This is a genomic window from Micromonospora sp. NPDC048842 (assembly GCF_040649935.1).
GTDB classification, from domain to species: domain Bacteria; phylum Actinomycetota; class Actinomycetes; order Mycobacteriales; family Micromonosporaceae; genus Micromonospora; species Micromonospora hortensis.
On the sequence record NZ_JBEZGK010000020.1, the window covers coordinates 48,950 to 73,302 of the forward strand.

The 24,353-nt window shown below is 70.9% G+C and carries 25 protein-coding genes; 19 read left to right on the top strand and 6 right to left on the bottom strand.

The genetic code is table 11. The features are described 5' to 3' along the window. Nucleotides 1-19: 19 nt before the first annotated feature. Complete coding sequence (locus AB0C19_RS24665; RefSeq protein WP_357189039.1) at nt 20-859, top strand: DUF3027 domain-containing protein; 840 nt, start codon at nt 20-22, stop codon at nt 857-859. A 35-nt stretch (nt 860-894) separates the two neighbouring features. On the opposite strand, the gene AB0C19_RS24670 is transcribed toward AB0C19_RS24665, so the two are convergent. Continuing rightward, a complete protein-coding gene (locus AB0C19_RS24670; RefSeq protein ID WP_091395273.1) occupies nt 895-1,140 on the bottom strand; it encodes a DUF2530 domain-containing protein in 246 nt (81 codons plus the stop codon). An 88-nt stretch (nt 1,141-1,228) separates the two neighbouring features. Here AB0C19_RS24670 and AB0C19_RS24675 point away from each other — a divergent pair, with 88 nt between their 5' ends. The 5 genes from AB0C19_RS24675 to thpR all read left to right on the top strand — a co-directional run bounded on the left by AB0C19_RS24675 (nt 1,229) and on the right by thpR (nt 5,815). Next, on the top strand, nt 1,229-2,707 hold the full coding sequence (locus AB0C19_RS24675) for an NCS2 family permease (protein WP_357189043.1): 1,479 nt from the start codon (nt 1,229-1,231) through the stop codon (nt 2,705-2,707). Nucleotides 2,708-2,820: 113 nt separating this feature from the next. Next, a complete protein-coding gene (locus AB0C19_RS24680; protein ID WP_030486369.1) occupies nt 2,821-3,270 on the top strand; it encodes a MarR family transcriptional regulator in 450 nt (149 codons plus the stop codon). A 72-nt stretch (nt 3,271-3,342) separates the two neighbouring features. Next, nucleotides 3,343-4,626, top strand: coding sequence for an MFS transporter (locus AB0C19_RS24685; RefSeq protein WP_357189047.1), 1,284 nt, complete (start codon nt 3,343-3,345; stop codon nt 4,624-4,626). An 87-nt stretch (nt 4,627-4,713) separates the two neighbouring features. Then, on the top strand, nt 4,714-5,223 hold the full coding sequence (locus tag AB0C19_RS24690; protein ID WP_357189050.1) for a hypothetical protein: 510 nt from the start codon (nt 4,714-4,716) through the stop codon (nt 5,221-5,223). 13 nt (nt 5,224-5,236) lie between these two features. Next, entirely contained in the window at nt 5,237-5,815 is a 579-nt protein-coding gene (gene thpR / locus AB0C19_RS24695) for an RNA 2',3'-cyclic phosphodiesterase (RefSeq protein ID WP_357189053.1), read from the top strand. Here thpR and AB0C19_RS24700 read toward each other — a convergent pair. Further along, a complete protein-coding gene (locus AB0C19_RS24700; protein ID WP_357189056.1) occupies nt 5,785-6,552 on the bottom strand; it encodes a helix-turn-helix domain-containing protein in 768 nt (255 codons plus the stop codon). The two genes, thpR and AB0C19_RS24700, sit on opposite strands and share 31 nt — an antisense overlap. Nucleotides 6,553-6,791: 239 nt before the next feature. Between AB0C19_RS24700 and AB0C19_RS24705 the strand changes: the two genes are divergently transcribed. After that, nucleotides 6,792-7,457: a DUF4097 family beta strand repeat-containing protein gene (locus AB0C19_RS24705; protein WP_357189059.1), complete on the top strand. Its 666-nt coding sequence runs from the start codon at nt 6,792-6,794 to the stop codon at nt 7,455-7,457. Between the two features lie 15 nt (nt 7,458-7,472). Next, nucleotides 7,473-8,303 (top strand): alpha/beta fold hydrolase, encoded by an 831-nt coding sequence (locus tag AB0C19_RS24710; RefSeq protein WP_357189062.1) that lies wholly within the window; start codon nt 7,473-7,475, stop codon nt 8,301-8,303. Nucleotides 8,304-8,357: 54 nt separating this feature from the next. Here AB0C19_RS24710 and sepH read toward each other — a convergent pair whose 3' ends face one another. From sepH to AB0C19_RS24725, 3 genes are all read right to left on the bottom strand, one after another. After that, entirely contained in the window at nt 8,358-9,437 is a 1,080-nt protein-coding gene (gene sepH, locus AB0C19_RS24715; protein WP_196920761.1) for a septation protein SepH, read from the bottom strand. A 186-nt stretch (nt 9,438-9,623) separates the two neighbouring features. After that, entirely contained in the window at nt 9,624-10,751 is a 1,128-nt protein-coding gene (serC, locus tag AB0C19_RS24720) for a phosphoserine transaminase (protein ID WP_357189066.1), read from the bottom strand. A gap of 226 nt (nt 10,752-10,977) precedes the next feature. Beyond that, on the bottom strand, nt 10,978-12,084 hold the full coding sequence (locus AB0C19_RS24725; RefSeq protein ID WP_091395245.1) for a citrate synthase 2: 1,107 nt from the start codon (nt 12,082-12,084) through the stop codon (nt 10,978-10,980). Between the two features lie 280 nt (nt 12,085-12,364). Here AB0C19_RS24725 and pdxH point away from each other — a divergent pair, with 280 nt between their 5' ends. The 7 genes from pdxH to AB0C19_RS24760 all read left to right on the top strand — a co-directional run bounded on the left by pdxH (nt 12,365) and on the right by AB0C19_RS24760 (nt 18,503). Continuing rightward, nucleotides 12,365-12,994 carry a pyridoxamine 5'-phosphate oxidase gene (pdxH, locus tag AB0C19_RS24730; protein WP_357189181.1) on the top strand — a complete coding sequence of 210 codons (630 nt, stop codon included), beginning with the start codon at nt 12,365-12,367 and terminating at the stop codon, nt 12,992-12,994. Further along, nucleotides 12,991-14,289 carry an MFS transporter gene (locus AB0C19_RS24735; RefSeq protein WP_357189070.1) on the top strand — a complete coding sequence of 433 codons (1,299 nt, stop codon included), beginning with the start codon at nt 12,991-12,993 and terminating at the stop codon, nt 14,287-14,289. Before pdxH ends, AB0C19_RS24735 begins: the two co-directional genes overlap by 4 nt. Before the next feature lie 18 nt (nt 14,290-14,307). Further along, nucleotides 14,308-15,237 carry an aldose 1-epimerase family protein gene (locus AB0C19_RS24740; protein WP_357189073.1) on the top strand — a complete coding sequence of 310 codons (930 nt, stop codon included), beginning with the start codon at nt 14,308-14,310 and terminating at the stop codon, nt 15,235-15,237. Next, nucleotides 15,237-15,839: a nitroreductase family protein gene (locus tag AB0C19_RS24745; protein ID WP_091395235.1), complete on the top strand. Its 603-nt coding sequence runs from the start codon at nt 15,237-15,239 to the stop codon at nt 15,837-15,839. The genes AB0C19_RS24740 and AB0C19_RS24745 overlap by 1 nt, the downstream gene beginning before the upstream one ends. Nucleotides 15,840-16,026: 187 nt before the next feature. Next, entirely contained in the window at nt 16,027-16,332 is a 306-nt protein-coding gene (locus tag AB0C19_RS24750) for a type II toxin-antitoxin system VapB family antitoxin (protein ID WP_030329612.1), read from the top strand. A gap of 44 nt (nt 16,333-16,376) precedes the next feature. Next, nucleotides 16,377-17,540, top strand: coding sequence for an acyl-CoA dehydrogenase family protein (locus tag AB0C19_RS24755; RefSeq protein WP_357189078.1), 1,164 nt, complete (start codon nt 16,377-16,379; stop codon nt 17,538-17,540). Nucleotides 17,541-17,639: 99 nt separating this feature from the next. Then, nucleotides 17,640-18,503, top strand: coding sequence for a DUF4230 domain-containing protein (locus AB0C19_RS24760; RefSeq protein ID WP_357189081.1), 864 nt, complete (start codon nt 17,640-17,642; stop codon nt 18,501-18,503). 165 nt (nt 18,504-18,668) lie between these two features. On the opposite strand, the gene AB0C19_RS24765 is transcribed toward AB0C19_RS24760, so the two are convergent. After that, a complete protein-coding gene (locus AB0C19_RS24765; protein ID WP_030486383.1) occupies nt 18,669-18,878 on the bottom strand; it encodes a PspC domain-containing protein in 210 nt (69 codons plus the stop codon). Between the two features lie 396 nt (nt 18,879-19,274). Between AB0C19_RS24765 and AB0C19_RS24770 the strand changes: the two genes are divergently transcribed. The 4 genes from AB0C19_RS24770 (at nt 19,275) to AB0C19_RS24785 (ending at nt 24,350) form a co-directional block, all read left to right on the top strand. Continuing rightward, entirely contained in the window at nt 19,275-20,645 is a 1,371-nt protein-coding gene (locus AB0C19_RS24770) for an L-serine ammonia-lyase (protein WP_357189085.1), read from the top strand. A gap of 72 nt (nt 20,646-20,717) precedes the next feature. After that, entirely contained in the window at nt 20,718-21,545 is an 828-nt protein-coding gene (locus AB0C19_RS24775; protein ID WP_357189088.1) for an ABC transporter permease, read from the top strand. A gap of 1 nt (nt 21,546) precedes the next feature. Continuing rightward, on the top strand, nt 21,547-22,293 hold the full coding sequence (locus AB0C19_RS24780) for an ABC transporter ATP-binding protein (protein ID WP_238683795.1): 747 nt from the start codon (nt 21,547-21,549) through the stop codon (nt 22,291-22,293). A gap of 26 nt (nt 22,294-22,319) precedes the next feature. Then, entirely contained in the window at nt 22,320-24,350 is a 2,031-nt protein-coding gene (locus tag AB0C19_RS24785; protein ID WP_357189183.1) for a DUF5941 domain-containing protein, read from the top strand. The last annotated feature ends 3 nt before the right edge of the window (nt 24,351-24,353 follow it).

Below are 24,353 nucleotides of genomic sequence, written 5' to 3' on the forward strand. Positions count from 1 at the left end.
TGTCACCCCTGCGAGGCGCATGGGGAACAATGGTCTGGTGACCAGGCCCGCCTCCACCCGTGCCGCCCGTCTCGACCAGGTCTGCGCCGCCGCCGTCGAGGTGGCCCGCGCTGGCATCACCGAGGTGGACGCCGACGATGTCGGCGACCACCTGCAGGTCGTTGCCGAGGGCGATCGGCTGGTCACCCACTACTTCGAATGTCGCCTCGCCGGCTACAACGGCTGGCGCTGGGCGGTCACCGTCACCCGGGTGCCGCGCAGCAAGACGGTGACCATCTGCGAGACGGTGTTGCTGCCCGGCCCGGACGCACTGCTCGCGCCCGGCTGGCTGCCCTGGCAGGAGCGGCTCAAGCCGGGCGACCTGGGGCCGGGTGACCTGCTCCCGACCTCGCCCGACGACGATCGACTGGTCCCCGGTTACCTGCTCTCCGACGACCCGGCGGTCGAGGAGACGGCATGGGAGTTGGGCCTCGGGCGGGCCCGCGTGCTCTCCCGGGAGGGCCGCATCGACACGGCGCAGCGCTGGTACGAAGGTGACCACGGCCCCGCCGCGGCCATCTCGTCCGCCGCTCCGTCCGCCGCCCGCTGCGGCACCTGCGGGTTCTACCTGCCGCTGGCCGGTGCGATGCGGCAGGCATTCGGGGCGTGCGGCAACTTCTACGCCCCCGACGACGGGCGGGTGGTGAGCGCCGACCACGGTTGCGGCGCCCACTCCGAGACGTTGATCGAGGCGGCCGAGACCGCCGTCGACGAGCTGCCCACTGTGTACGACGACAGCGCGGTGGAGGCCATGTCGGTCAGCCGGGCGCCGGGCTCGGTGGAGGCCGCTGAGCCGGCGGAGCCGTACGGCCACTCCTGATCGTCCGCGCCGGAGTGCGTCCGGGCGCGGCCAGCTCACCTCGCCCGGCGGCGTCGTCTGTTGGCGTCGTGCCGCATCATCACGGCGAGGCCCGGGAAACCCCACAGGAAACCGGCGAGGCAGGTCCAGAGCCAGTTCTGGTGACCGTGGTCGGTCAGCCAGCCCCGGAAGAAGATCAGCAGGACCAGCCCGGCCACCGCCCACGCGATCAACCCGGCGAGGGCGAACGGCACCATCGGCGGATCCAGTGGTGCGGGCCGCGGTGGCTGCTCGTTCGGCATTCGGCAAGCGTACGGGATCTACTTCCCCTGCCCACCGACGATCTGGGACGATGCGCGCGACAACTGGAAGATCACCTGCGAGGACCTGATGGCAGTAGCGCCGCCCGAGAACGGCACACCTCCCAACCCCGCTCATCCGCGTAACGGTTTCGACCGTTTCTTCGAGATCTCCGCCCGTGGCTCGACGGTGAGCCGTGAGGTACGCGGTGGCCTGGCGACCTTCTTCACGATGGCGTACATCGTGGTGCTCAACCCGCTGATCCTGGGCGGCGCAGTCGACGGTGACGGCAAGAGCCTTCCGATTCCCGCGCTGGCTGCCGCGACCGCGCTGGTCGCCGGCCTGATGACCATCCTGATGGGTGTGGTTGGCCGGTTCCCGCTGGCGCTCGCCGCCGGCCTGGGTGTCAACGCCCTGGTGGCGTACGAGATCGCACCCGAGATGACCTGGGCAGATGCGATGGGCCTGGTGGTGATCGAGGGTCTGATCATCGCGGTGCTGGTGCTGACCGGTCTGCGGACCGCTGTGTTCCGCTCGGTGCCGACCCAGATGAAGAGCGCGATCGGGGTCGGCATCGGTCTGTTCCTGACCATCATCGGCCTGGTGGACGCCGGCTTCGTCCGGCGCATCCCGGATGATGCCAACACCACGGTTCCGGTCGGCCTGGGCATCGGCGGCAAGCTGGTGAGCTGGCCGATGCTGGTCTTCGTGGTGGGCCTGCTGATCACGCTGGTGCTGGTGGTCCGTCGGGTGAAGGGCGCGATCCTGATCGGCATCCTCGCCTCGACGGTGCTCGCGGTGATCGTGGAGGCGGTCGGCAACATCGGCCCGTCGTTCGTCAACGGTCAGCCCAACCCGAAGGGTTGGTCGCTGAACGTGCCGGAGCTGCCGAAGTCGGTGGTCGACCTGCCGGACCTGTCGCTGCTCGGCAAGTTCAACGTGCTGGACTCGTGGGGCCGGGCCGGTTGGCTTGTCGTGCTGATGTTCATCTTCACGCTGTTGATCACGGACTTCTTCGACACCATGGGCACGATGGTCGCGGTCGGCCAGGAAGGTGGCCTGCTCGACGAGCAGGGCACCCCGCCGAAGGCCAAGGAGATCCTGCTTGTCGACTCGATCGCGGCGGCGGCCGGCGGTGCGGCCAGCACCTCCAGCAACACGTCGTACATCGAAAGCGCCGCCGGTGTCGCGGAGGGTGCGCGGACCGGCGTGGCCAACCTGGTCACCGGCGCGCTCTTCCTGCTTGCGATGTTCCTGGCGCCGCTGGTCGTGATCGTGCCGTTCGAGGCGGCGTCGACGGCCCTGGTGGTGGTCGGGTTCCTGATGATGACAGCGGTGCGGACGATCGACTGGTCCGACTACGAGATCGCCATTCCGGCGTTCCTCACCATTGTGTTGATGCCGTTCACCTACTCGATCTCCAACGGGATCGGCGCTGGTCTGATCACCTTCGTGGTGGTCAAGCTGGCGCGGGGCAAGGCCCGGGAGATCCACCCGTTGCTGTACGGGGTGGCCGCGCTCTTCGTGCTGTACTTCCTGCGTGGGCCGATCGAGTCCCTGGTGCTGTGAGCGCGTCCGGGCGGGGAGTCGATCGGGATTCCCCGCCCGTACCATCTGAATCCCCTCGTGAGCCTGGTCATAACGGATGTCGTTAGCCATGCTCATTAGTTAAGCTAACTACTGTGACGGAGCGGACGGTGACGGCGGAACGCGTGCCACCGGCGCAGCTGGCTCCCCAGCTGCGTGATGCGATCACCCGACTCAACCGGCGGGTCCGACAGGCCCGGCCGGTCGGCGATCTCACGGTCACCCAGGTCTCCGCGCTCACCAGCCTGCGGCTGGCGGGCGCGATGACACCCCGGGAACTGGCCGACGTTGAGCGGGTGCAGCCGCCGACGATGACCAAGATCGTCGGAAAGTTGGAGGACCGCGGCCTCGTGCGGCGGACACCCCATCCGACCGACGGGCGGCAGGTCATCCTCGCGGCGACCGAGGGAGGACAGGCCGTGCTCGACCAGTTCGAGCGGGCCCGCGACGAGTGGCTGGCCCACCGGCTGGCCGCACTCGACGAGGACGAACGGGAGACCCTGCAGAGGGCCGCCGAGATTCTTCAGCAGCTCGCTCGCGCCTGAGCCGCGCCCGCGCCACCGGGTCCGTGCCGTCACGTGTCGATGACGCGTACGTCCGGAGGAGGCGCACCAAGAGTGCAGGCGAAGCTGAGCACGATGTTCCAGTCCCTACAGGTCCGCAACTACCGCCTCTTCGCATCCGGGCAGCTGATCAAGTTGATCGGCGTCTGGATGATGTTCATCGCCCAGGACTGGCTCGTCCTCGAGCTCTCCAACAACTCGGCGACCGCGCTCGGCGTGGTCACCGCCTGCCAGTTCACCCCGGTGCTCCTGCTCACCCTGCTCTCCGGCCGGCTCGCCGACCGGTACGACAAGCGGGTGCTGCTCTTCGCCGCCAACGCCTTCTGGAGCCTGCTGGCGCTCGGCATGGCGGTGCTGGTCCTCACCGACCTGGTGCAGCTCTGGCACGTCTTCGCCTTCGCCGCGTTGCTCGGCACGGCCAACGCGGTGGAGACCCCGGTCCGGCAGGCGTTCGTCTCCGAACTGGTCGGCACGCCGCTGCTGCCCAACGCGCTGTCGCTGAACGCCGCCGTGTTCAACTCCGCCCGGATCGTCGGCCCGGCCGTGGCCGGCCTGGCCATCGCCGCGTTCGACGTGGGCCCGGTCTTCCTCTTCACCGCCCTCAGCTCGGTCGCGCCCCTGGTCAACGTCGTCCGGATGCGGACGACCGAGCTGCACCGCGACGCCCTGCTGCCCCGCGACGAGCGGGCGTCCGCCCGGGTCGTCGACGGGCTGCGGTACGTGTGGCGCCGCCCCGACCTGCTGCTGCCGATGGCGATCATGTCGGTGATCGGCATGTCGCTGTTCAACTTCCAGCTCACCCTGGCCGCGTTGGCGAAGACGGTCTTCCACACCGGTGCCGCCTCCTTCGGCCTGTTCAGCACTGCGCTGGCCGTCGGCGCGCTCGGCGGCGCGCTCAGCGGCACCGGTCGGCGTAGCCGCCCGTCTGTGTGGCTGGTGCTCGGCGCGGCGATCGCCTGCGCAAGCTTCGGCACCCTGGTCGGCCTCTCCTCGGCGTACTGGCTGGTGGTGGCGCTGCTGGTGCCGACCGGCTTCTGCATGGTCTTCTTCGCCCAGGCAGCCAACCAGCGGATCCAGATGGGCGTCGACGCGGCCTTCCGGGGACGGGTGATGGCCCTGTGGGTGCTGGTGTTCCTGGGCACCAACCCGGTCGGCGCGCCGCTGATCGGCTGGGTCGCGGAGCACTACGGTGCCGGTGCCAGCATCTGGATGGGTGGGCTCATCTCGCTGGCCGCCGCGCTGGTCGCCCTCACCTGGCAGCTGCGCCACTCCGGTGCCCGGCTGCGGTTCCGGGTGCTGCCGATGCCCCGCTTCTACGTCACCTCCACCGACTGCTGAGGTTTACCGCCGGCGCCGGCCGCGTCCGGTTGCGCGGATGCGGCCAAACCGCTGGCGGGGTGGCACGGTGGGGCTTAGCGTCGATACGTGGGAGTCGGACGCGCGCTGATGCTGGCCCTGGCGTTCCTCGCCGTGGCCACGCTGCCGGCAGCGTTCGCCCTGCTCTTCTGCTACGACGAGATCCTCGACCGGGTGGTCTGCGGCTGGTCCGAGTGGCGTGACCGGCGCCGGGAGAGGCGCACGATCGCCCGTCTCGACCGGGCCATCGAAGCCGACGCGCTGACCCGGGACATCGACCTCAGCGAGTTCGACAGCGCTGACCGCCGGCCGCTGGAGCAGCTCGCCGCCGACCTGCGCCGTCTCGGCGGTCAGCGGGTCGGCGGCAGCGGTCGCTCGATGGTCTGGCACAGCGCACTGCTGCAGGCGTACGACGACCGGCTTCGCCTCGCCTGCCGCGCGCTCGGCATCGCCGAGCACCTCGCCGAGCTCGAGGGCGTCGACCAGGAGATCGAGCGGGTCCGGGTGGAGGGCGTGCTGCATGCCGCCGGGCTGGCCCTTCCGGCGGCCCGAGCCGGGCTTCGGCAGCGGCACCGCTGAGCGGACGCACGCTGTGCGACTCTTCGTCGCGGTCCGCCCGTCCGTCGAGGCCGTCAACCATCTCGCCGCACAGGTCGCGCGTCTGCGCGTCGCTGCGGCGGCCGCCGCCGGCGTCAGTGTCCGCCTCGCCGACCCGGCCGACCTGCACCTCACAGTGGCGTTCCTCGGTGCGGTCGAGTCTGCCCGGTTGGTCGAGGTGGACAGTGCGCTCGGCTTGGCCGTCGAGCGGTTCCGGAACGGCCGGGACGCCGTGCCCCGGTTGAGTCTCGGCGGTGGCGGCCGGTTCGGCCGGGGCCGATCCACAGTGCTCTGGGTGGACCTGCGGGGGGAGGTCGAGGCGTTGCACGTGCTTGCCGGGCTGATTCGGTACCGGCTGAGTTACGGCCGGCTGCCGTACGACGAGAGGCCGTTTCGGCCGCACCTGACCGTCGCCCGGCCCGGCGACCGGATGGACCCGGCCGACGTCGAGGCCGACCGGGTCGGCCTGGACGGGTACGAAGGGCCATCGTGGCCGGCATCGGAGCTGCTGCTGGTGCGCAGCCACCTCGGCGGCCGACCACGCTACGAACGGATAGCCGCCTGGTCGCTGTGACCCGGCGGCACGTGGCTGGTCGCGCTGGACGGCCTGCTGCGAAGAACCTCGCGGGCCTGTTCGGCGGCACGGGTGATGCTCTCGCTGATGAAGTCGAGGAAGCGGGCGATGTTCTCCAGACGAACGGCGGCTGGGGTGTGCGCGCCGAGGAGGGCGACACCCTGGCGTGCGGTAGCGACGAGATGGTCATTGGCCCGAGCGCTGGCGATCGTCGCCTGGAAGAAGAGTTCGTCGTCGACGACGTAGCGGTCGCGGCGGCGATCGTCGCGTTCGCGGCGGACGAGGCTCTGGCTCTCCAGGAAGGTGATCGCCTTGGAGATCGACGCCGGGCTGACCTGGAGGCGCTGGGCGAGCTCGGACGCGGTGAGACTGCCCGAGTCGGTGAGGAACAAATTGGCCAACACTCGGGCCCCCATCTTGTTCAGACCGGAGGCCATGAGGACTGTGGTGAACACCTCCTCGTAGTCGGCCATGGCCTGGGCGTCGCGTCCGTCTGGTCGATGGGCAGCCTCGGCGCCACGTGAGGGGGCGGGCTTGCGCCGGTGGGCGCGGCGCTCGGTCGCGTGGTGGGCCAGATCGGCGCGGTAGCCGGTGGGGCCGCCGTTGCGCATCACCTCGCGCGTCACGGTCGAGGTGGGGCGGTGGAGGCGTCGGGCGATCTCGGCGTAGGGGAGGCTGTCGGCCAGCCCCAGCGCGATCTGCTGGCGCTCCTGCTGGGTGAGCCTGCCTCCTGGCATCGCGATCTCCCTCGTGGTCCCCGTAGGGCGGCGGCCCCAGACCCCGCCACCATAGCGTTAACCCACACATCAATGCAACGACGACAGGGAATGCGTTGCGTTAGGTTCAGGGCGGTTGCAACAATCCCATCGCTATGAACAGCCAGAACGCTGTCCTGCTGCAACAGGATTGTTGCAAAAACTGGAAAGCAACGTAGCGTTTCCCACATCGGAAACAAGCGCCGACCTGGGAGAGCACGATGCAGACGTTCGACACCCCCGCCCCCATCTCCGCCGTCCTGGACATCCCCGCCGGACGCATCCAGCTCATCGCCGCGGACCGCGCCGACACCACAGTCGAGGTCCTCCCGGCCGACCCCGCCAAGAGCAGCGACACCACTGCCGCCGACCAGACCACAGTCGCCTACGCCGACGGCGTCCTGCGAATCACCACCGCACGTCCCATCAACAAGCCCTTCGGCCCCTCCGGCTCCCTGGAGGTCACCGTCCGGGTGCCCGCCGACTCCCGTATCGAGGCCAGGGCCGCCAGCGCCGAGCTGCGGGGCGTCGGCCGCCTCGGCGACGTCACAGTCGACGGGGCGTACCGGCAGATCAAGATTGACGAGGCCGCCAGCGTTCGCCTCACCGCCATCGACGGTGACGTCGAGATCGGGCGGCTCAACGGACCCGCCGAGATCAGCACCGCCCGAGGCGACATCACTGTCGCCGAGGCCGTGCGTGGCACTGTCGTCCTCCGCACCCAGTCCGGCGACATCTCGGTCGCGGCGGCGGCCGGCGTCTCGGCCGCACTGGACGCCGGCACCGGCCACGGCCGCGTCAGCAACGCCCTCAAGAACGACGGCACCCTCGAGCTCGACATCCACGCCAGCACCATGCAGGGCGACATCATCGCCCGCAGCCTCTGAAAAGGACGGATCGAGATGACGAACAACAGCGTGTCCTCGGCCAGTTCGGCGTGGACCGGCATGGTGCCGGTCGACGACACGGCCCTGGCCGTCACCGACACCGGCGGCCCCGGCATCCCAGTGGTCTACCTCAACGGCCAGTTCGCCACCCAGGGCTATTGGCGGCGGGTCATCACCGAGCTGGGCACCGAATTCCGGCACATCACCTACGACGAGCGGGCCCGTGGCAGGAAGTCGAAGCGATCAGCCGACTACTCGTTCGAAGCGGCAGTCCGGGACGTCGACGCCGTTCTCGCAGCTCGGGGGGTGGCCCGGGCGGTGCTGGTGGGCTGGTCCTACGGAGCGGTGGTCGGGGCGCACTGGGCCAACCGGAACCCGGAACGGGCCCTGGGCGCGGTCCTGGTCGACGGTGCGTTCCCGCACGACTGGCTCGACGAGGCCATGGCGCAGCGGATCCGCAAGATGTTCCGACGGATGAACCTGTTCATGCCGCTGCTGCGCCCGACCGGCCTGACCCCACGGATGAACGCCGGCCAGATGGCGGACAGCAACATCGAACTGGGCGAACTCTCCCGCGAGCGCGAACTCGGCCCGGTGCTGGACACCATCACCGTCCCGGTTCGGTACGTGGTCGCCTCGGGAACATCCCTCGGCAGTCGCGGGGACGAACAGGAGCAGATCCGCGCCAGCCTCGACACGGTGACCGCCCGCAACCCGCACATCACCATCGGGGCGAAGGTCGCCAGCAACCACGGTGCGATCCTCAAGAAGGACTTCCGCGCCGTCGCCGAGGCCGTACGCGGGGTCGCCGCCCCTCATCGCGAAGACGCCGGAGACATTCGGTGAGATCCGAACGCGCGCGTTGACGGGTGACGCGAGGTCACCCGTCAACGCCCAGCGTCAGGAAGATTCGCGGGCGGCCGGGCCGCTGCCGAAGAGCACGTCGTCCCAACTCGGCAACCGCTTGCGCGGCTTGCCGTTGGCGTCGGTGGACTCGCCGCCGGCGGCCGCCGCGGCGCCCGTCCGGCGGGGCCGCAGCACCGCCAGCGACGGCACGGCCGGGACCTCCTTGGGCGCGTCCGAATCGTCGTCGAAGGCCGAACCCTGGCCACCGCCGAGCAGCGCGGCGGCACCCCCACCGACCGGCCGCTGCCGGGGCGCGTCCGACCCGGCCAGGGCAGCCGGGGTACGCGGCTCCAGCCCGCGACCCGACGAGGCGCCGAGCGGGCGGTCCAGGGAGGCGAGCAGGGCGTCACGGCCGGCCCGGATCGGATCACGGCCAGGACGCGGGTGCTCGGACGCCGCCGGCAACCCGTGCCCGCCACGACTCGGCTCACCACGCGACGGACCAGGCAGGGCATGCCCGCCGCGCTCCGGTGCCGGCTCCTGGCCGAGGATCGGCGTGGGTCGCTCGGCGCACAGGTACTGCGCCATGTCGTCGTGCGGGGCGACCGACTGCCGGGTCTTGTCCAGATCCCAGATGGCCTGAGCGGTGGCCTTGCCCGACGGCCAGGTGGCGATGATCCGCCAGGTGCCGTCGTCACGCCGGTACGCGTCCCAGGAGATCTTCTCGGTGTCGATGCCGTGCTGGCTCAGCCGACCGTTCACCACCTCGGCGAGCGGGGTGGGCTTCTCCGCGCCCTTGAGGCGGGTGCGGCGGGCGTGCTGGGCGAGCATCGCCCGCTCCTGCAACACCGGGCCGGCGTAGCGCAGCACCCGGTCGACAGGCACCCCGGCGATCCGGGCGACATCCTCAGCGGACTCACCGGAGCGGATGCGGGCCTGAATGTCCCGAGGAGACAGTGACGGAACCGGGTCGGCCGCGGTCGGCGCCACAGCGAGCGGCGGCGCACCGGGCTCGGCGTGCAGCGCACCGGAGATCCGTTCGTCGATCGGCAGGGCGAGCAGCCGCCCGACCTCGTCGGCGAGAACCAGGGCATGGCCGTCCTCGGAGAGGGCGACGAAGCGTACTGGGCGCATAGCGTTGCCTCCGTCCCGCTTCGCTGGCCGCACGCCACGAGTCGGCCACCCAGGCGTCTCGGACCACCGTACGCGCATCTGCCTCGGGGTGGGGGAAGCGACACCCCGCATGTCGTGACTGAGCTGCGGCGATGATCACGGTCGGTGTCCGTGGAAGCCCCAACGGACACCGACCGTGACCGAACGTCAGAGTCGCTCGACCACGTAGTCGATGGACGCGGTGAGCGCCTCGACATCGGCCGGCTCGACGGCCGGGAACAGCGCCACCCGCAGCTGGTTGCGACCGAGCTTGCGGTAGGGCTCAGTGTCCACGATGCCGTTGGCGCGCAGCGCCTTGGCGATCGCCGTGGCGTCCACCCCGTCGGCGAAGTCGATGGTGGCGACGACGTTGGAGCGCAGCGCCGGGTCGGTGACGAACGGGGTGGCCACGCTGGACCGCTCGGCCCAGCCGTAGACAGCGGCGGCGCTCTCGGCGGTGCGCTTCGCCGCCCAGGACAGGCCACCCTGCGCGTTCATCCAGTCGGTCTGCTCGGCGGCCAGGAAGATGGTGGCCAGCGCCGGGGTGTTGTAGGTCTGCTCCAGCCGCGAGTTGTCGATCGCGGTGACCAGGTCGAGGAAGGCGGGGATGTAGCGCCCGGACGCCTTGATCTCGGCGGCCCGGTCCAGTGCGGCCGGAGACATCAGAGCCAGCCAGAGACCGCCGTCGGAGCCGAAGCACTTCTGCGGGGCGAAGTAGTAGACGTCGGTCTCGCCGACGTTGACCTCCAGGCCACCCGCACCGGAGGTCGCGTCGACCAGCAGCAGCGAGCCCTCGTCGGCACCGGCCACCCGGCTGATCGGGACGGCCACACCGGTCGAGGTCTCGTTCTGCGGGGTCGCGTACGCGTCCACGCCGGACTCGGCGACCAGGGTCGGCGCGCTGCCCGCGTCGGACTTGCGGACGGTCGGCTCACCGAGGAACGGGGCGTCCTTGACCGACTTGGCGAACTTGGCGCCGAACTCGCCGAAGCTGGCGAACTGGGCCCGGTCGCGAATCAGGCCGAAGGTGGCGACCTCCCAGAACGCGGTGGTGCCGCCGTTGCCGATGACCACCTCGTAGCCCTCGGGCAGCGAGAAGAACTCGGCGATGCCGGAGCGCAGCCGGGCCACCTGGTCACGGACCGTCTTCTGCCGGTGCGAGGTGCCGAGGTAGGTGGTCGCGACCTCGGCGAGAGCGGACACCGCCGCCGGGCGGACCTTGGACGGGCCGCAGCCGAAGCGTCCATCGGCGGGCTTGATCTCATCGGGAATCCGGATGATCGGTGCGTCAGCCACGGTCTTGAAGATCCTTCCGCAAGGGCGAGGGCGGGCCCGGCGACACTGCCGGCCCTCATCCTCGCACCCGCACCGGACGGCGATGGGCGGGGTCCCGGCGGTCGGTCTGAGTCCTTCGCCACAGTCGGCTCCGGTGGCCGACGACAATGACCACCCTCCGACGCGCGACGTAGACAAGGGCCCCTCCCCGACGCCCGGCGTCGGGGAGGGGCCCTTGTCTACCAGCTCAGACGCCGTGCGGGATGGCCGCCCAGCCCTCGACGTCGGACGGCTTGCGGGTCTCCGGGCCCATGTAGCGGGCGGACGGGCGGACCAGCCGCTGCAGGCGCTTCTGCTCCAGGATGTGCGCGCTCCAGCCGCCCATCCGCGCGCAGGTGAACATCGAGGTGAACATGTGCGCCGGCACCTCGGCGAAGTCCAGCACCACTGCCGACCAGAACTCGACGTTGGTGGCCAGCACCCGGTCCGGGCGGCGGGCCTGAAGCTCGGCCAGTGCCGCCTTCTCCAGCGCCTCGGCGATCTCGAAGCGCGGCGCGCCCAGCTCCTTGGCCGTACGCCGGAGCACTCGGGCGCGCGGGTCCTCGGCACGGTAGACGCGGTGGCCGAAGCCCATCAACCGCTCGCCGCGGTCGAGGACGCCCTTGACGTAGCCCTCCGCGTCGCCGCTGCGCTCCACCGCCTCCAGCATGCTGAGCACGCGGGACGGGGCGCCGCCGTGCAGCGGGCCGGAGAGGGCGCCGATGCCCGACGAGATGCAGGCAGCCGCGTCCGCCCCGGTGGAGGCGACGATGCGGGCGGTGAAGGTGGACGCGTTCAGGCCATGCTCGGCGGCCGAGATGAAGTACGCGTCGACGGCCTTGACGTGCCGCGGGTCGGGCTCGCCGCGCCAGCGCTTCATGAACCGCTCGACGATGGTCTGCGCCTTGTCGATCTCCTTCTGCGGCACCGCCGGCAGGCCGAGGCCGCGGGCGGACTGGGCGACGAAGGAGAGCGCGGTCACCGAGACCCGGGCGAGATCCTCACGGGCCTGCTCGTCGGAGATGTCCAGCAGTTGGTTGAGCCCCCAGTACGGGGCCAGCATGGCGACCGCGGACTGCACGTCGACGCGGATGTCACCGGAGTGCACCGGCACCGGGAACGGCTCCGCCGGCGGCAGGCCCGGGCCGAACCGGCCGTCGACAAGCAGTGCCCACACGTTGCCGAACGACACCTGGCCGATCAGATCCTCGATGTCGACCCCGCGATAGCGCAGCGCACCGCCCTCACGGTCAGGTTCGGCGATCTCGGTCTCGAAGGCGACGACGCCCTCCAGCCCGGGTTTGAAATCAGCCATGTCGCTCTCCTGGATCTGGTCGGTGCGCCCGATCGCTCATCCGGCCCGATCGGCCGAGCGCCTCAAGGCGACCCTCAGGGATGTGTTCGGAACATACTGCCTGCTGAGTAAGGGATACGCGACCCGCTGCGACTGTGCTGCACGCGACATCCCCGGACGCGCATTCTCCGCCCGGCTCAGTGAGACTGGGGCAGGGTGGGCTGGTCAGCGCGGGAGGGTGCTGGCGGGGCCCCCGAGAAGGAGTGGGGACGTGACGGGTGACACACCCGCCCCGGCCGCGATGCGTAACGAGTACGCCGCGGACCTGGGCCTGACCGAGGCTGACCTGGCCAGCGACTGGCACACCCAGTTCGACAGCTGGTTCGCCGACGCGGTGGCCTTCGGGCTACCCGAACCCAACGCCATGGTGGTGGGCACCGCCGACTCGGCCGGCCGGCCGAGCGGGCGGACGGTGCTGCTGAAGGGGTACGACCCGGAGGGCTTCGTCTTCTTCACCAACCACCTGTCGCGCAAGGGCGTCGAGACGACTGCCAACCCGTACGCCAGCCTGGTCTTTCCGTGGTTTCCCATGCAGCGTCAGGTGGTGGTCGCCGGACGGGTCGCGCCCGTCGACCGCGCCACGAGCGAGGCGTACTTCGCCAGCCGGCCGCGCGGCTCCCAACTGGGTGCCTGGGCCAGCCCGCAGTCCCAGGTGGTGTCAGGTCGGGCGGCGCTGGAGCAGCGGTACCAGGAGGTGGCCGAGCGGTTCGCCGACCAGGCCGAGATCCCGACCCCGTCGCACTGGGGCGGGCTGCGGGTCCAACCCGAGTCGGTGGAGTTCTGGCAGGGCCGGGCCGGCCGGTTGCACGACAGGCTCCGCTTCCGTCGCCTCGACGACTGTGGCTGGATCGTCGAGCGGTTGGCGCCGTGACGGGTGTGCGGGAGACCCGGCCGCGCGCAGCGCGCCGCTGGGCGATCGACGTGCGCCCGCTGCGGGTTCCGGCGTACCGCCGGCTCTGGCTCGGCAACACGGTGGCGATGTTCGGCTTCCAGTTCACCGCCGTCGCGGTGCCGGTGGAGATGTACGCCCTGACCCGGGACTCGTTCTGGGTGGGCCTGCTGGGCGTGGCGGCCTTCGTACCGTTGCTGGTCTTCGGGCTCTGGGGCGGCGCGGTCGCCGACGCCCGTGACCGGCGTGCGGTGCTGCTCGGCGGCTCATTGTTGCTCTGGGCATCCACTCTCGGGCTGCTGCTTCAGGCGGTGCTGGACGTGGGCAGCCCGGTGCTGCTGCTGGCGTTGATGGCGTTGCAGTCGGTGGCGTTCGCGATCAGCTCGCCGGCCCGCAGCGCCATGCTGCCCCGGCTGGTGCCGGAAGACCTGGTGGCGTCCGCCACCACCCTGAACTACACGACCTTCACCGCAGCCTCGGTCGCCGGCCCGCTCGCCGCCGGCCTGATCCTCTCCGCCTCGCCGGACACCACTGTGGTCCTGCCGATCGCCTACGGGCTGGACGCGGTGCTGTTCACCGCGATGCTCTGGGCCGCGCTGCGGCTGCCCGCACTCCCGCCCGAGCCCACCGCCGACGGCCAGGCCCGCCGTGCCGGTCTGGCCAGCGTCGTCGACGGGTTCCGCTACCTGGCCACCACACCGGTCCTGCTGCTGTCCTTCGGGGTGGACCTGATCGCGATGATCCTCGCCATGCCGCGTGCCCTCTTTCCGGAGATCGCGCACGAGCGGTTCGGCGGCGGTGGCTCGGTCGGTCTGCTCTACAGCGCCATCGCGATCGGCTCGATGATCGGCGGGTTGACCTCCGGCTGGATCGGCCGGCTCCGCCGCCAGGGGCTCGGCCTGGTGCTCGCTGTGGTCGGCTGGGGCCTCGCTATCGCCGCGGCCGGGTTGGCCCACCAGCTCTGGCTGATGGTCGTGCTGCTCGCCGTGGCCGGCGCCGCCGACCTGATCAGCGCGGTGCTGCGTCAGTCGATGCTGCTGGTCTACGCACCGGACCGGATGCGCGGCCGACTCCAGGGCGTGAACACGGTAGTGGTGGCGGGTGGCCCACGCCTGGGCGATCTACGCGCCGGCACCATGGCCGCCGGGTTCGGTGGCGGGGTGGCCTGGGTGGCCGGTGGGCTCGCCTCCGCGGTGCTCGTGGTGGTGCTCGCTGTCGCGTTCCCGGCGCTGCTGCGCTACCGGGCGGCGGCGGCGTCGAGCGACAACCGGACCTGACCGGTTAGGGTCGCCGACATGGAAAGCCCCGATCAGCGCCCGTTCTCCGGCGCCCAGTGGACCATCTCCGCCGCCGGCCACGAGGCCGTCATCGTGGAGGTCGGCGGTGGGCTCCGGACGTACCGGCACGACGGCGTCGACCTGCTCGACGGGTACCAGACCGACGAGGTCTGCCCCGGTTGCACAGGGCAGGTGCTGGCACCCTGGCCGAACCGGATCCGCGATGGTCGCTACTCGTTCGACGGGCGGACGCAGCAGCTTTCGCTGACCGAGCCGGAGCGGCACGTGGCCATCCACGGGTTGGTCAACTGGGTGCCGTGGCAGTTGCTGGAGCAGTCGGCGGACGCCGTGACTGTCGGCTACGACCTGCCGCCGCAGCCCGGCTACCCGTGGCCGCTGCGACTGCGCAGCCGGTGGAGCGTCGACGCGGACGGGCTGCGCGCCGAGCACGAGGTGACGAACATCGGCGGGGAACTGGCCCCGTTCGGCTTCTCCGTGCACCCGTACCTGCAACTGCCGGGCGTCGCCGTGGACGACCTGGTGTTGCGGCTGCCCACCCGGAGCCGGGTGCTGGTGGACGGTCGGTTGCTGCCGGTGGGGGTGACCCCGGTGGCCGGCACCGAGTACGACTGGACCAGCCCTCGCCGGATCGGCGCGGCTGTGCTGGACTCCTGCTTCGGCGACGTGATCTCCGACGCCGACGGTGGTTCGTCGGTGAGCCTCACCGCGCCGGACGGTTCGGCCGCTGTGAGCATCTGGGCGGACGCCGAGTTCGGCTGGTGGCAGGTGTTCACCGGGGACGCCCTCACCGGCGAGCGGCACCGCCGCTCGGTGGCGATCGAGCCGATGACCTGCCCACCGGACGCGTTCCGGTCGGGCAAGGATCTGCTCACCCTCAAGCCCGGCACCACCTGGCGAGGTGCCTGGGGCATCCGCCCCGGCGCCTGATGGAGTTCGCCGAGGTCGTCCGCCGTCGGCGGATGGTGCGCAACTACGACCCGGACCGCCCGGTCCCGCCCGACGTGGTGGACCGGTTGCTCGACCACGCGGTCCGCGCGCCGTCGGCCGGCTTCGCCCAGGGCTGGGGTTTCCTGGTGTTGGAGGAGTTGGCCGATCGGGACCGGTTCTGGGCCGCCACCACTCCCGATGGCGGTGGGCGGGAGCGCTGGCTCGCTGGCATGCGTCGGGCGCCACTGATCGTGGTGCCGCACGCCAACGAGTCGGCGTACCTGCGGCGGTACGCGGAGCCGGACAAGGGTTGGACCGATCAGTCCACGGACCGGTGGCCGGTGCCGTACTGGCACGTGGACGCCGGATTCGCTGCGTTGCTGATGCTGCTCACCGCTGTGGACGAGGGGCTGGGGGCGTGTTTCTTCGGCATTCCGCCGCAGCGGCTCGCCGCCTACCGGGACGCATTCGGCGTGCCGGCGGAGTACCAACCCATCGGTGCCGTCACAATCGGTTACCGCGCAGCCGACCATCGGTCACCATCGTTGCGCCGTGGGCGTCGCCCGATGGACGAGGTCGTGCGGCGCGGCCGGTGGAACTGACGCGGACGTCCCGTTCGTCCGGTTGAGGATCGGACGAGCGATAGCGAAACTGACATCAGGGAGCAGAACGTAGCGTGCGCTGGGCCGCTAGGCTGGCACGGTCATCGGTGCCGCGCCGCGCGGTGCCCGCCGCGGCCCGGCTCGGCGCCGTCGGTCGGCCCGGCCACGGGGAGGGGAGCGTGCCGTCGTGATCTTCAGAGCGGTTCGGGACGGGCGTCCCTATCCGGAGCACAATCTGACGCTCAAGCAGTGGGCGGAGATCCCGCCAAGGCCACTGCGCCTGGATCAGATGATCACCACCAAGCGCGAGCTGGCGCTGGACAAGCTCCTCGCCGAGGATTCCACCTTCTACGGTGACCTCTTTCCGCACGTCGTGCAGTGGAACGGCGGGCTCTACCTGGAGGACGGGCTGCACCGGGCGCTGCGCGCCGCCCTCCAGCAGCGCAACCAGATCCACGCGCGGGTGCTGGTGCTCTCCGAGCCGATCGAGTGACGAGCCCTTCTTTCCCGCGCTGAACCTTCGTTAGGGTGGCGTCCATGACCGCTGCGCTGGACCTGCTCGACCTGGACCCGTCGCTCAGCGAGGAGGAGCGGCAGATCCGCGACGTCGTCCGTCAACTCGTCGACGACCGGGTGCGCCCACACGTCGCCGACTGGTACGAGGACGGCAAGGTGCCCGCCCGGGAACTGGCCCGCGAGTTCGGCAAGCTCGGCCTGCTCGGCATGCACCTGACCGGCTACGGCTGCGCCGGCGCCTCCGCTGTCGCCTACGGGCTGGCCTGCCAGGAGCTGGAAGCCGGCGACTCCGGCCTCCGCTCGCTGGTCTCCGTGCAGGGATCGCTCGCCATGTACGCCATCTGGCGCTACGGCAGCGAGGAGCAGAAGCAACTGTGGCTGCCGTCGATGGCCACCGGTGAGGCGATCGGTTGCTTCGGCCTGACCGAGCCGGATCACGGATCCGACCCCGCCTCGATGGCCACCCGGGCCCGCCGCGACGGCGACGACTGGGTGCTCACCGGCGGGAAGATGTGGATCACCAACGCCCCGATCGCGGACGTCGCGGTGATCTGGGCGCGCACCGACGAGGGCGTACGGGGCTTCGCCGTACCCACTGACACCCCCGGCGTCACGACCCGGGAGATCCGCCGCAAGATGTCGCTGCGCGCGTCGGTGACCGGCGAGATCGTGCTCGACGACGTCCGGCTCCCGGCCGACGCCCAACTGCCCGAGGCGGTCGGGCTCAAGGCGCCGCTGAGCTGTCTCACCGAGGCCCGCTACGGCATCGTCTGGGGCGCTGTCGGCGCGGCCCGCGACTGTCTGGAAACCACACTGGCGTACGCGACCACCCGCACCCAGTTCGGTCGCCCACTGGCCGGCTTCCAACTCACCCAGGCCAAGCTCGCCGACATGGCCGTCGAGTTGGTGAAGGGGCAACTGCTCGCGCTGCACCTGGGCCGGCTCGCCGACGCCCAGCGGCTGCGGCCCGAGCAGGTCAGCGTTGGCAAGCTGAACAACGTGCGGGAGGCCCTGGCCATCGCCCGGCAGTGCCGCACCATCCTCGGCGCCAACGGTGTCTCCGGTGAGTACCCGGTGATGCGGCACGCCAACAACCTGGAGAGCGTGCTGACCTACGAGGGCACCTCCGAGATCCACCAACTGGTCATCGGGCAGCGGCTCACCGGGCTCTCCGCGTTCGCCTGACCTGCCCTTTTGTCGCTTCCTGGCGCTCGCCGCGCGACTGTCGTATCGGGGCCGTACCGTCATTGACAGACGACGTGTCTGACGAGGACGGTGAGCGTGATGGCCCGCGACGCTGGCAGCAACGAGCCCACGAGAGAGTTCCCCGGTTACCCGACCGGTGACGATCTCAAGGCGCGGTCGACCGCGACACCCGGGTGGACCACTGATACGCCGGGTGAACCCGTCGAGCCGGCCGGTCCCGGTGGGCCTGCTGGCCCCGGTGGGCCTGCTGGCCCCGGTGGCCCGACGAGCGGTGGCGATGGCCCCGTCGGTGGGGGTGGCGGTGGGGCGGCCCGCGGTCTGCTCCTGCTGCTCGGCGCCGCCGCGCTGGCCGTTGTCGTGCTACTCGGCATTCAGGCGACCGGCATCCTGCCGGAGTTCCGCAACCCGTTCGCCAAGGAGCAGACCGACCGCAGTCAGCCACCGCTGCTGAAGTCGATCCAGGACCTCAGCCGCTACGTGGCGGCGGAGGGCAACTTCCAGGTCGTGGTCGACACGCAGAACGACCGGCGCAACGTTCCGGACTTCCTGCTCAACGAGCGCACCCTGTTCGTCGGGGCCGGCAGTGTCGAGGCGTACGTCGACTTCACCAAGATCGCTGAGGGCGCCGTCGTCCAGTCCGCCGACGGCAAGTCCGTCGAGATCAAGCTGCCCGCGCCGCAGCTCGGCGAGACCAACCTCGACATGGAGAAGAGCTACGTCTTCGCCGAGCAGCGCGGTCTGCTCAACCGGCTCGGTGACCTGGTCGGCAACGACCCCAACCGGCAGCAGCAGGTCTACAAGCTCGCCGAGGACCGGATCACCGCCGCCGCCCGCGATAGCGGGCTCTCGGCCCGAGCCGAGGAGAACACTCGCAAGATGCTGGAGGGGCTGCTCCGCTCCCTCGGCTACCAACAGATCACTGTCACGTACGTAGCTCCCTGACCTGCCCCCGTACGCCGAAGCGCCCGCCCCGACGTCCGTCGGAGCGGGCGCTTGCGTGTGATGCCCGGCGGGTGGGCCTGCGGCCCCCAATCCGCTCCCCGGCCGCCGAGTTGCCGGATCTGGAATGCCAGTGGGGCCGCGATTACGTCAGGTGCGCCGGGCGGGTCAGTGGCCGGTGGACGCCAGGTAGCGGTCCTCGTTCGGCATCAGCACCCACAGGATCAGGTAGACGATCACCTGCGTGCCGGGCAGCAGCAGCGACAGCAGGAACAGCAGCCGGACCATTCCGGCCGACATGCCGAACCGCCGTCCGAGGCCGGCGCAGACACCGGCGATCATGCGCCCCTCGCGGGGCCGGACCAGTTTGCGACTCATCGTCGTACTCCCACTCTGCGGCGGTGCGCCGCGTCTGCAATCCACGGTAGAAAGGGATGACCACCTCGCCCTCGGTCCCGAGGAGGAGCGGCAACCCGTGGACCCGTAGGTGCTTTACCCGGGCAGCCCCCCGCTGACGCCTCCACGACCGCCCGCGCCCGACCGCGGCGCTGGGCAGGGCAGGGCGGGGGCGGCGCCGGGCGGGGGACGGTGGTCGGGTGTTCACGTCCCGGACCGGGTGGGCGGTGAGCTGGGCGGGTAGGCTGGCTGATCGGCCTCCCACACCCCGGAGGGCCGGCACCCCATACCCCGGACGGTTACGAGCGGGGCCGCCAGATCGGCGGTCACGACCCGGCCGGGTCCCGTACGCCGGGACGACGGCGAGGAAGCGCAGCCATGATCAGTGTTTTCGACCTCTTCAGCGTCGGTATCGGGCCGTCCAGCTCACACACTGTGGGGCCGATGCGGGCCGCGCGGACGTTCGTCGGCGGGCTGAAGGCCGACGGGCTGCTCAGCGACACGGCGCGGGTGCAGGCCGAGCTGTTCGGCTCGTTGGGTGCCACCGGGCACGGCCACGGCAGCGGTCCGGCGGTGCTGCTCGGGTTGGCCGGCGAGTCGCCGGAGACTGTCGACACTGACACCGTCGGTCCTCGGGTCGAGCGGATCCGGGCCGAGCGGCGGATCAACATCCTCGACGCGCACGAGATCGACTTCGACCCGGATCGGGACCTGACGCTGCACCGCCGCCGGTCGTTGCCGTACCACCCGAACGGGATGACCTTCGTGGCGTACGACGGGGCCGGCGCCGTGCTGCGCAGCCGCACCTACTACTCCGTCGGTGGCGGGTTCGTGGTGGACGAGGCGGCGGCCGGGGCGGACCGGATCAAGCCGGACAGCACCGCGGTGCGGTACCCCTTCCTGACCGGGGCGCAACTCCTCGAGGTCACCACCCGCACCGGGCTGTCGATCAGCGAGGTGATGCTGGCCAACGAGCGCTCCTGGCGCAGCGAGGCGGACATCCGGGCCGGTCTGCTGGAGATCTGGCGGGTGATGCAGGAGTGCGTGCAGCGCGGCTGCGAGCGGGACGGCGTACTCCCCGGGGGGTTGAAGGTTCGGCGGCGCGCGGCGGAGCTGCGGCGCGGCCTGGAGGCGGAGGCCGGTTCGGTCGACCCGCTGCACGTGATGGACTGGGTGACGCTGTTCGCGCTCGCTGTCAACGAGGAGAACGCCGCCGGCGGCCGGGTGGTCACCGCGCCGACGAACGGTGCGGCCGGGATCATTCCGGCGGTGCTGCACTACTACACCCGGTTCGTGCCGGACGCCGATGACGAGGGTGTGGTGCGGTTCCTGCTGACGGCGGGCGCGATCGGTGTGCTGTTCAAGGAGAACGCCTCGATCTCGGGCGCCGAGGTGGGCTGCCAGGGTGAGGTCGGTTCGGCGTGCTCGATGGCGGCGGCGGGGCTGGCCGAGGCGCTCGGTGGCACCCCTGAGCAGGTGGAGAACGCGGCCGAGATCGGGATGGAGCACAACCTCGGGTTGACCTGTGACCCGGTGGGTGGCCTGGTGCAGATCCCCTGCATCGAGCGGAACGCGGTGGCTAGCATCAAGGCGATCACGGCCGCCCGGCTGGCGCTGCGCGGCGACGGGGTGCACAAGGTGTCGCTGGACAAGGTCATCAAGACCATGCGGGAGACGGGCGCCGACATGAAGGTCAAGTACAAGGAGACGGCGCGTGGCGGTTTGGCCGTCAACGTGATCGAGTGCTGAGTCCGGTCGATTCGGGGCAATCGTTCACCGACTGCTAACCTGTCGTCCGTTTCAGGAGGCGGGAGGCTCGCGGTGACCTCTGGCGTCGCGGCGTTGTGGTCGCACCGCAACTCGCTGCGCATCCTGGTCAGGCGGGATCTCGCGGTCAAGTACCAGCAGTCGGTGCTTGGCTACTTCTGGTCGTTGATCGAGCCGCTCGGCATGGGCGCCATCTACTGGTTCGTCTTCGGGGTGCTCTACTCCTCCGACACCGGTCGGCACCTCGGTGAGGCGGCCGAGTCGTACCCGTTGTTCCTGATCACCGGCATCTTCGCCTGGATGTGGACCAGCTCGGCGCTGAGTGAGGCGACGAACGCGCTGACCGGCCAGTCCCGGCTGATCACCACGATGAACGTGCCGCGTCAGGTCTTTCCGATCGGCAGGGTCACCGGCCGGTTCGCCGAGTACGCGGCCGGCCTGCCGATCCTGATCGCCATCGCGGTGATCTACGCGGTGCACGGTCGGATCCACACCGGTTGGTCGCTGCTCTCTCTGCCGCTGGCGGTGGCCGTCCAGGCCGTCCTGCTGACCGGGCTCGCCCTGCTGCTGTCCGCGTGGAACGTGCTGATGCGCGACGTGGAACGGCTGATGCGGCTGATCATCCGGGTGCTCTTCTACGCCACGCCGATCATCTATCCGCTCAGCCTGGTCCGAGAGTCCGGGCTGCCCGGCTGGTTGAAGGTGGTGTACGAGCTGAACCCGCTGGTCGGGATCTTCCAACTGCACCACGCGATCTGGTATCCGGACGAGTTCCCGGACGCCCGGCTGCTCGCCACCACGATCGTCGGCAGCGCGCTGGTGTTGGCCGCCGGTTGGTGGTCGTTCCGCCGGTTGGAGCCCGCCGTGCTCAAGGAGCTCTGAGGTGGCCGCGCCGATCATCGAGGCCGACGGCCTGGGCATTCGGTTCGTCCGCAACCGTCGCCGCCAGCTACGGCTGCGGGAGCTGTTCATCCACCGGGGCGCCCGTGGCGCGTTGCCCGGCCAGTTCTGGCCGTTGCGGGACGTGTCGTTCACCATCGAGCCCGGCGAGACGGTCGGCGTGATCGGACGCAACGGCACGGGCAAGAGCACACTGCTGCGGCTGATCGCCGGGGTGCTCATACCGGACGAGGGCGGCATCCGGGTGCACGGCGCGGTGGCGCCGTTGCTGGAGTTGTCCGCTGGTTTCTCCAACGACCTGACCGGGCGGGAGAACCTGCACCTGGTCGGTGGGCTGCACGGACTGTCGACGAGCTACCTGAAGCGGCACTTCGACGAGATCGTCGAGTTCGCCGGTGAGCAGGTGGAACGGGCCATCGACACGTCGGTGCGGCACTACTCGTCGGGGATGAAGGTGCGGCTGGGCTTCGCGATCATCTCGCACCTGCCGCATCCGATCCTGCTGATGGACGAGGTGACTGCGGTCGGGGACGCGGAGTTCCGCAAGAAGTGTTACGCGACTATTGATCGTCTGCTCGGGGAGGGGCGCACGCTGGTGCTGGTGTCACACAACGAAAAGGACCTGACCCGGTTCTGCCGTCGGGGGTTGTACCTCGACGCGGGCCGGTTGACTCTCGACGGCACCATCGCCGAGGCGCTCGACGCGTACCACGCCGCGGTCCCGCGGTGACGCTCGCGATCGTGCTCGCCGCCGGGATGCCCGCGGCGGGCCTGACCACTGCGACCGGTGAGCCGCTGGCCGACCGGCTGGCCGCCCAGTTGCGCCTGGCCGGGGCGGACGAGGTGCGCTTCGCCGCCAACCTCGACGAGCTGTCCGACCTGGTCACCGGCGCGACCGCCCCGGTGCTGATCACCGGCACGGACCTGGTCGCGCACACCGCCGTACTGCGGCACCTGGCCACCAGCCCGGTGGGCCCCACAGTGGCGCTGGTGCTCGGCGACCCGCCGGTGCCCGGTCGGACCGCTGTACGCGAGGAGCGCGGCCAGGTGGTCGACGCCGGCGCGTTGGATGCCCTCGACGGGGCCGCCACCGGCGTGTTCGGCGGCGCGCTGCGGGTAGGCGTGGACGACCTGCCGACCCTCGCGGCCGCCGCCCGGGCCGCCGCGTCCGGGATGCTCCCCGTCGCCGCCCCGATCGGCCCGGCCGGCGACGTGGCGCCGCTGCCGGCGACCGGCGGAACCGGCTCCGGAGGGTCGGTAGCGGCCGGTGGCCCCGGGTCCGCCGTGGACCGGCTCTTCGCGGGTCTCGCGGCGCTCGGCACCCTGATCTTCGCCCAGCGGGTACGCCTGCTCGTCGCCCACCGGGTCGAGGACCAGGCCGGGCTGACCGCCGCCGAGGCGACGGTGACAGCTGTCGACGAGGACCGGGCCGAGCTGCGGCTGTCGGTGAAGGAGAAGGACGACTTCTTCTCCACCTACTTCGTCAGCACCTGGTCGCCGTACGTGGTCCGGCTCTCGGCCCGGCTCCGGCTCACCCCGACCGGGGTGACGGTGATCTCGGTGCTCTTCGCGTTGGGCGCGGCGGTGCTGTTCGGGGTCGGTGGGCGGCCCGCGCTGGTCGGTGGCGCGGTGCTGCTCTACCTGGGCTTCGTGCTGGACTGCGTGGACGGCCAACTGGCCCGCTACACCCGGCACTTCAGCGCCTGGGGTGGCTGGCTGGACACCATGGCGGACCGGGCCAAGGAGTACCTGGTCTACGCCGGGCTGGGCTTCGGCGTGAGCCACGCCGGGCTGGGCAACGGGTGGGCGCTCGCGATCGCCGCGATGACGTTGCAGACCGTCCGGCACATGACCGACACCTGGTACGGGGTGCTGCACGACGAGGCAGCCCGTCGCCCGCGTACGGCGACGAACGCCAGCGGCGGGATCGGTGACCGGCTCAACGCGGCGTCGACACGTGTGCAGGCGGACACCGGGTCGGTGTCGTACTGGCTGAAGCGGACGGTGGTCTTCCCGATCGGTGAGCGGTGGGCGCTGATCGCGCTGACGGTGGCGCTGTTCAACCCGCTGGTCAGCCTCATCGCCGTGCTGGTCTGGGGGGTGCTGGCGTTCGCGTACACCGGGGCGCTGCGGACGCTGCGGGCCCGCTGGATGTGGGTGCCGGTGCTGGACACTGTCGACGCCACACTGCACCGCGACGACGGACCGCTGGCCCGCTGGTTGCCTGTGGTCCGCCCGATGGGGCCGCTGACCCTGGCGGTGGTCGCCGCGCTGGGCCCGGCGGTGCTGCTGGTCGGGGCGCTGCTGAGCGACGCGCCCGGGGGGCTGCGCTGGGCGGTGCCGGTGGCGCTGCTGGTGCTGCTGGTCGGCGGCCTGGGCGCCGGGGCGGCGCACAACGGTCCGCTGGACTGGCTGGTGCCCGCGGCGTTGCGGGCCGCCGAGTACCTGTTCGCCATCGCGGTCGGGGTGGTCGGCGGAGCGCCTGGCTGGCTGATCTTCGGGTACGTCTTCGTGCTCACCGTGCACCACTACGACCTGACCGCCCGGCTGGAGAAGCGACAGGCGGCACCGCCCCTGCACGCGGCGACGCTGGGCTGGGAGGGGCGCTCGGTGCTGCTGGCCCTCGCGGCGATCGCCGGTATTGCGGGTATCGGACTGGCTACACTCGGTGCGTACCTTCTCGTGGTTTTCGTGGTGAGCGTCGTCCTGGCCTGGTTCGTGCGACCGGCCCGTAGCGCGCGGGCGTCGGTGGCGCCGGCGGGCGCTGGAGGTGCCGCGCCGCGCTGACGG

Coding starts and splice junctions, on each gene's coding strand:
- AB0C19_RS24665 (WP_357189039.1), top strand. CDS start 20: ATGGGGAACAATGGTCTGGTGACCAGGCCCGCCTCCACCCGTGCCGCC.
- AB0C19_RS24670 (WP_091395273.1), bottom strand. CDS start 1,140: ATGCCGAACGAGCAGCCACCGCGGCCCGCACCACTGGATCCGCCGATG.
- AB0C19_RS24675 (WP_357189043.1), top strand. CDS start 1,229: ATGGCAGTAGCGCCGCCCGAGAACGGCACACCTCCCAACCCCGCTCAT.
- AB0C19_RS24700 (WP_357189056.1), bottom strand. CDS start 6,552: ATGCCAGGAGGCAGGCTCACCCAGCAGGAGCGCCAGCAGATCGCGCTG.
- AB0C19_RS24705 (WP_357189059.1), top strand. CDS start 6,792: ATGCAGACGTTCGACACCCCCGCCCCCATCTCCGCCGTCCTGGACATC.
- AB0C19_RS24710 (WP_357189062.1), top strand. CDS start 7,473: ATGACGAACAACAGCGTGTCCTCGGCCAGTTCGGCGTGGACCGGCATG.
- sepH (WP_196920761.1), bottom strand. CDS start 9,437: ATGCGCCCAGTACGCTTCGTCGCCCTCTCCGAGGACGGCCATGCCCTG.
- AB0C19_RS24725 (WP_091395245.1), bottom strand. CDS start 12,084: ATGGCTGATTTCAAACCCGGGCTGGAGGGCGTCGTCGCCTTCGAGACC.
- pdxH (WP_357189181.1), top strand. CDS start 12,365: ATGCGTAACGAGTACGCCGCGGACCTGGGCCTGACCGAGGCTGACCTG.
- AB0C19_RS24740 (WP_357189073.1), top strand. CDS start 14,308: ATGGAAAGCCCCGATCAGCGCCCGTTCTCCGGCGCCCAGTGGACCATC.
- AB0C19_RS24745 (WP_091395235.1), top strand. CDS start 15,237: ATGGAGTTCGCCGAGGTCGTCCGCCGTCGGCGGATGGTGCGCAACTAC.
- AB0C19_RS24755 (WP_357189078.1), top strand. CDS start 16,377: ATGACCGCTGCGCTGGACCTGCTCGACCTGGACCCGTCGCTCAGCGAG.
- AB0C19_RS24760 (WP_357189081.1), top strand. CDS start 17,640: ATGGCCCGCGACGCTGGCAGCAACGAGCCCACGAGAGAGTTCCCCGGT.
- AB0C19_RS24765 (WP_030486383.1), bottom strand. CDS start 18,878: ATGAGTCGCAAACTGGTCCGGCCCCGCGAGGGGCGCATGATCGCCGGT.
- AB0C19_RS24770 (WP_357189085.1), top strand. CDS start 19,275: ATGATCAGTGTTTTCGACCTCTTCAGCGTCGGTATCGGGCCGTCCAGC.
- AB0C19_RS24785 (WP_357189183.1), top strand. CDS start 22,320: ATGCCCGCGGCGGGCCTGACCACTGCGACCGGTGAGCCGCTGGCCGAC.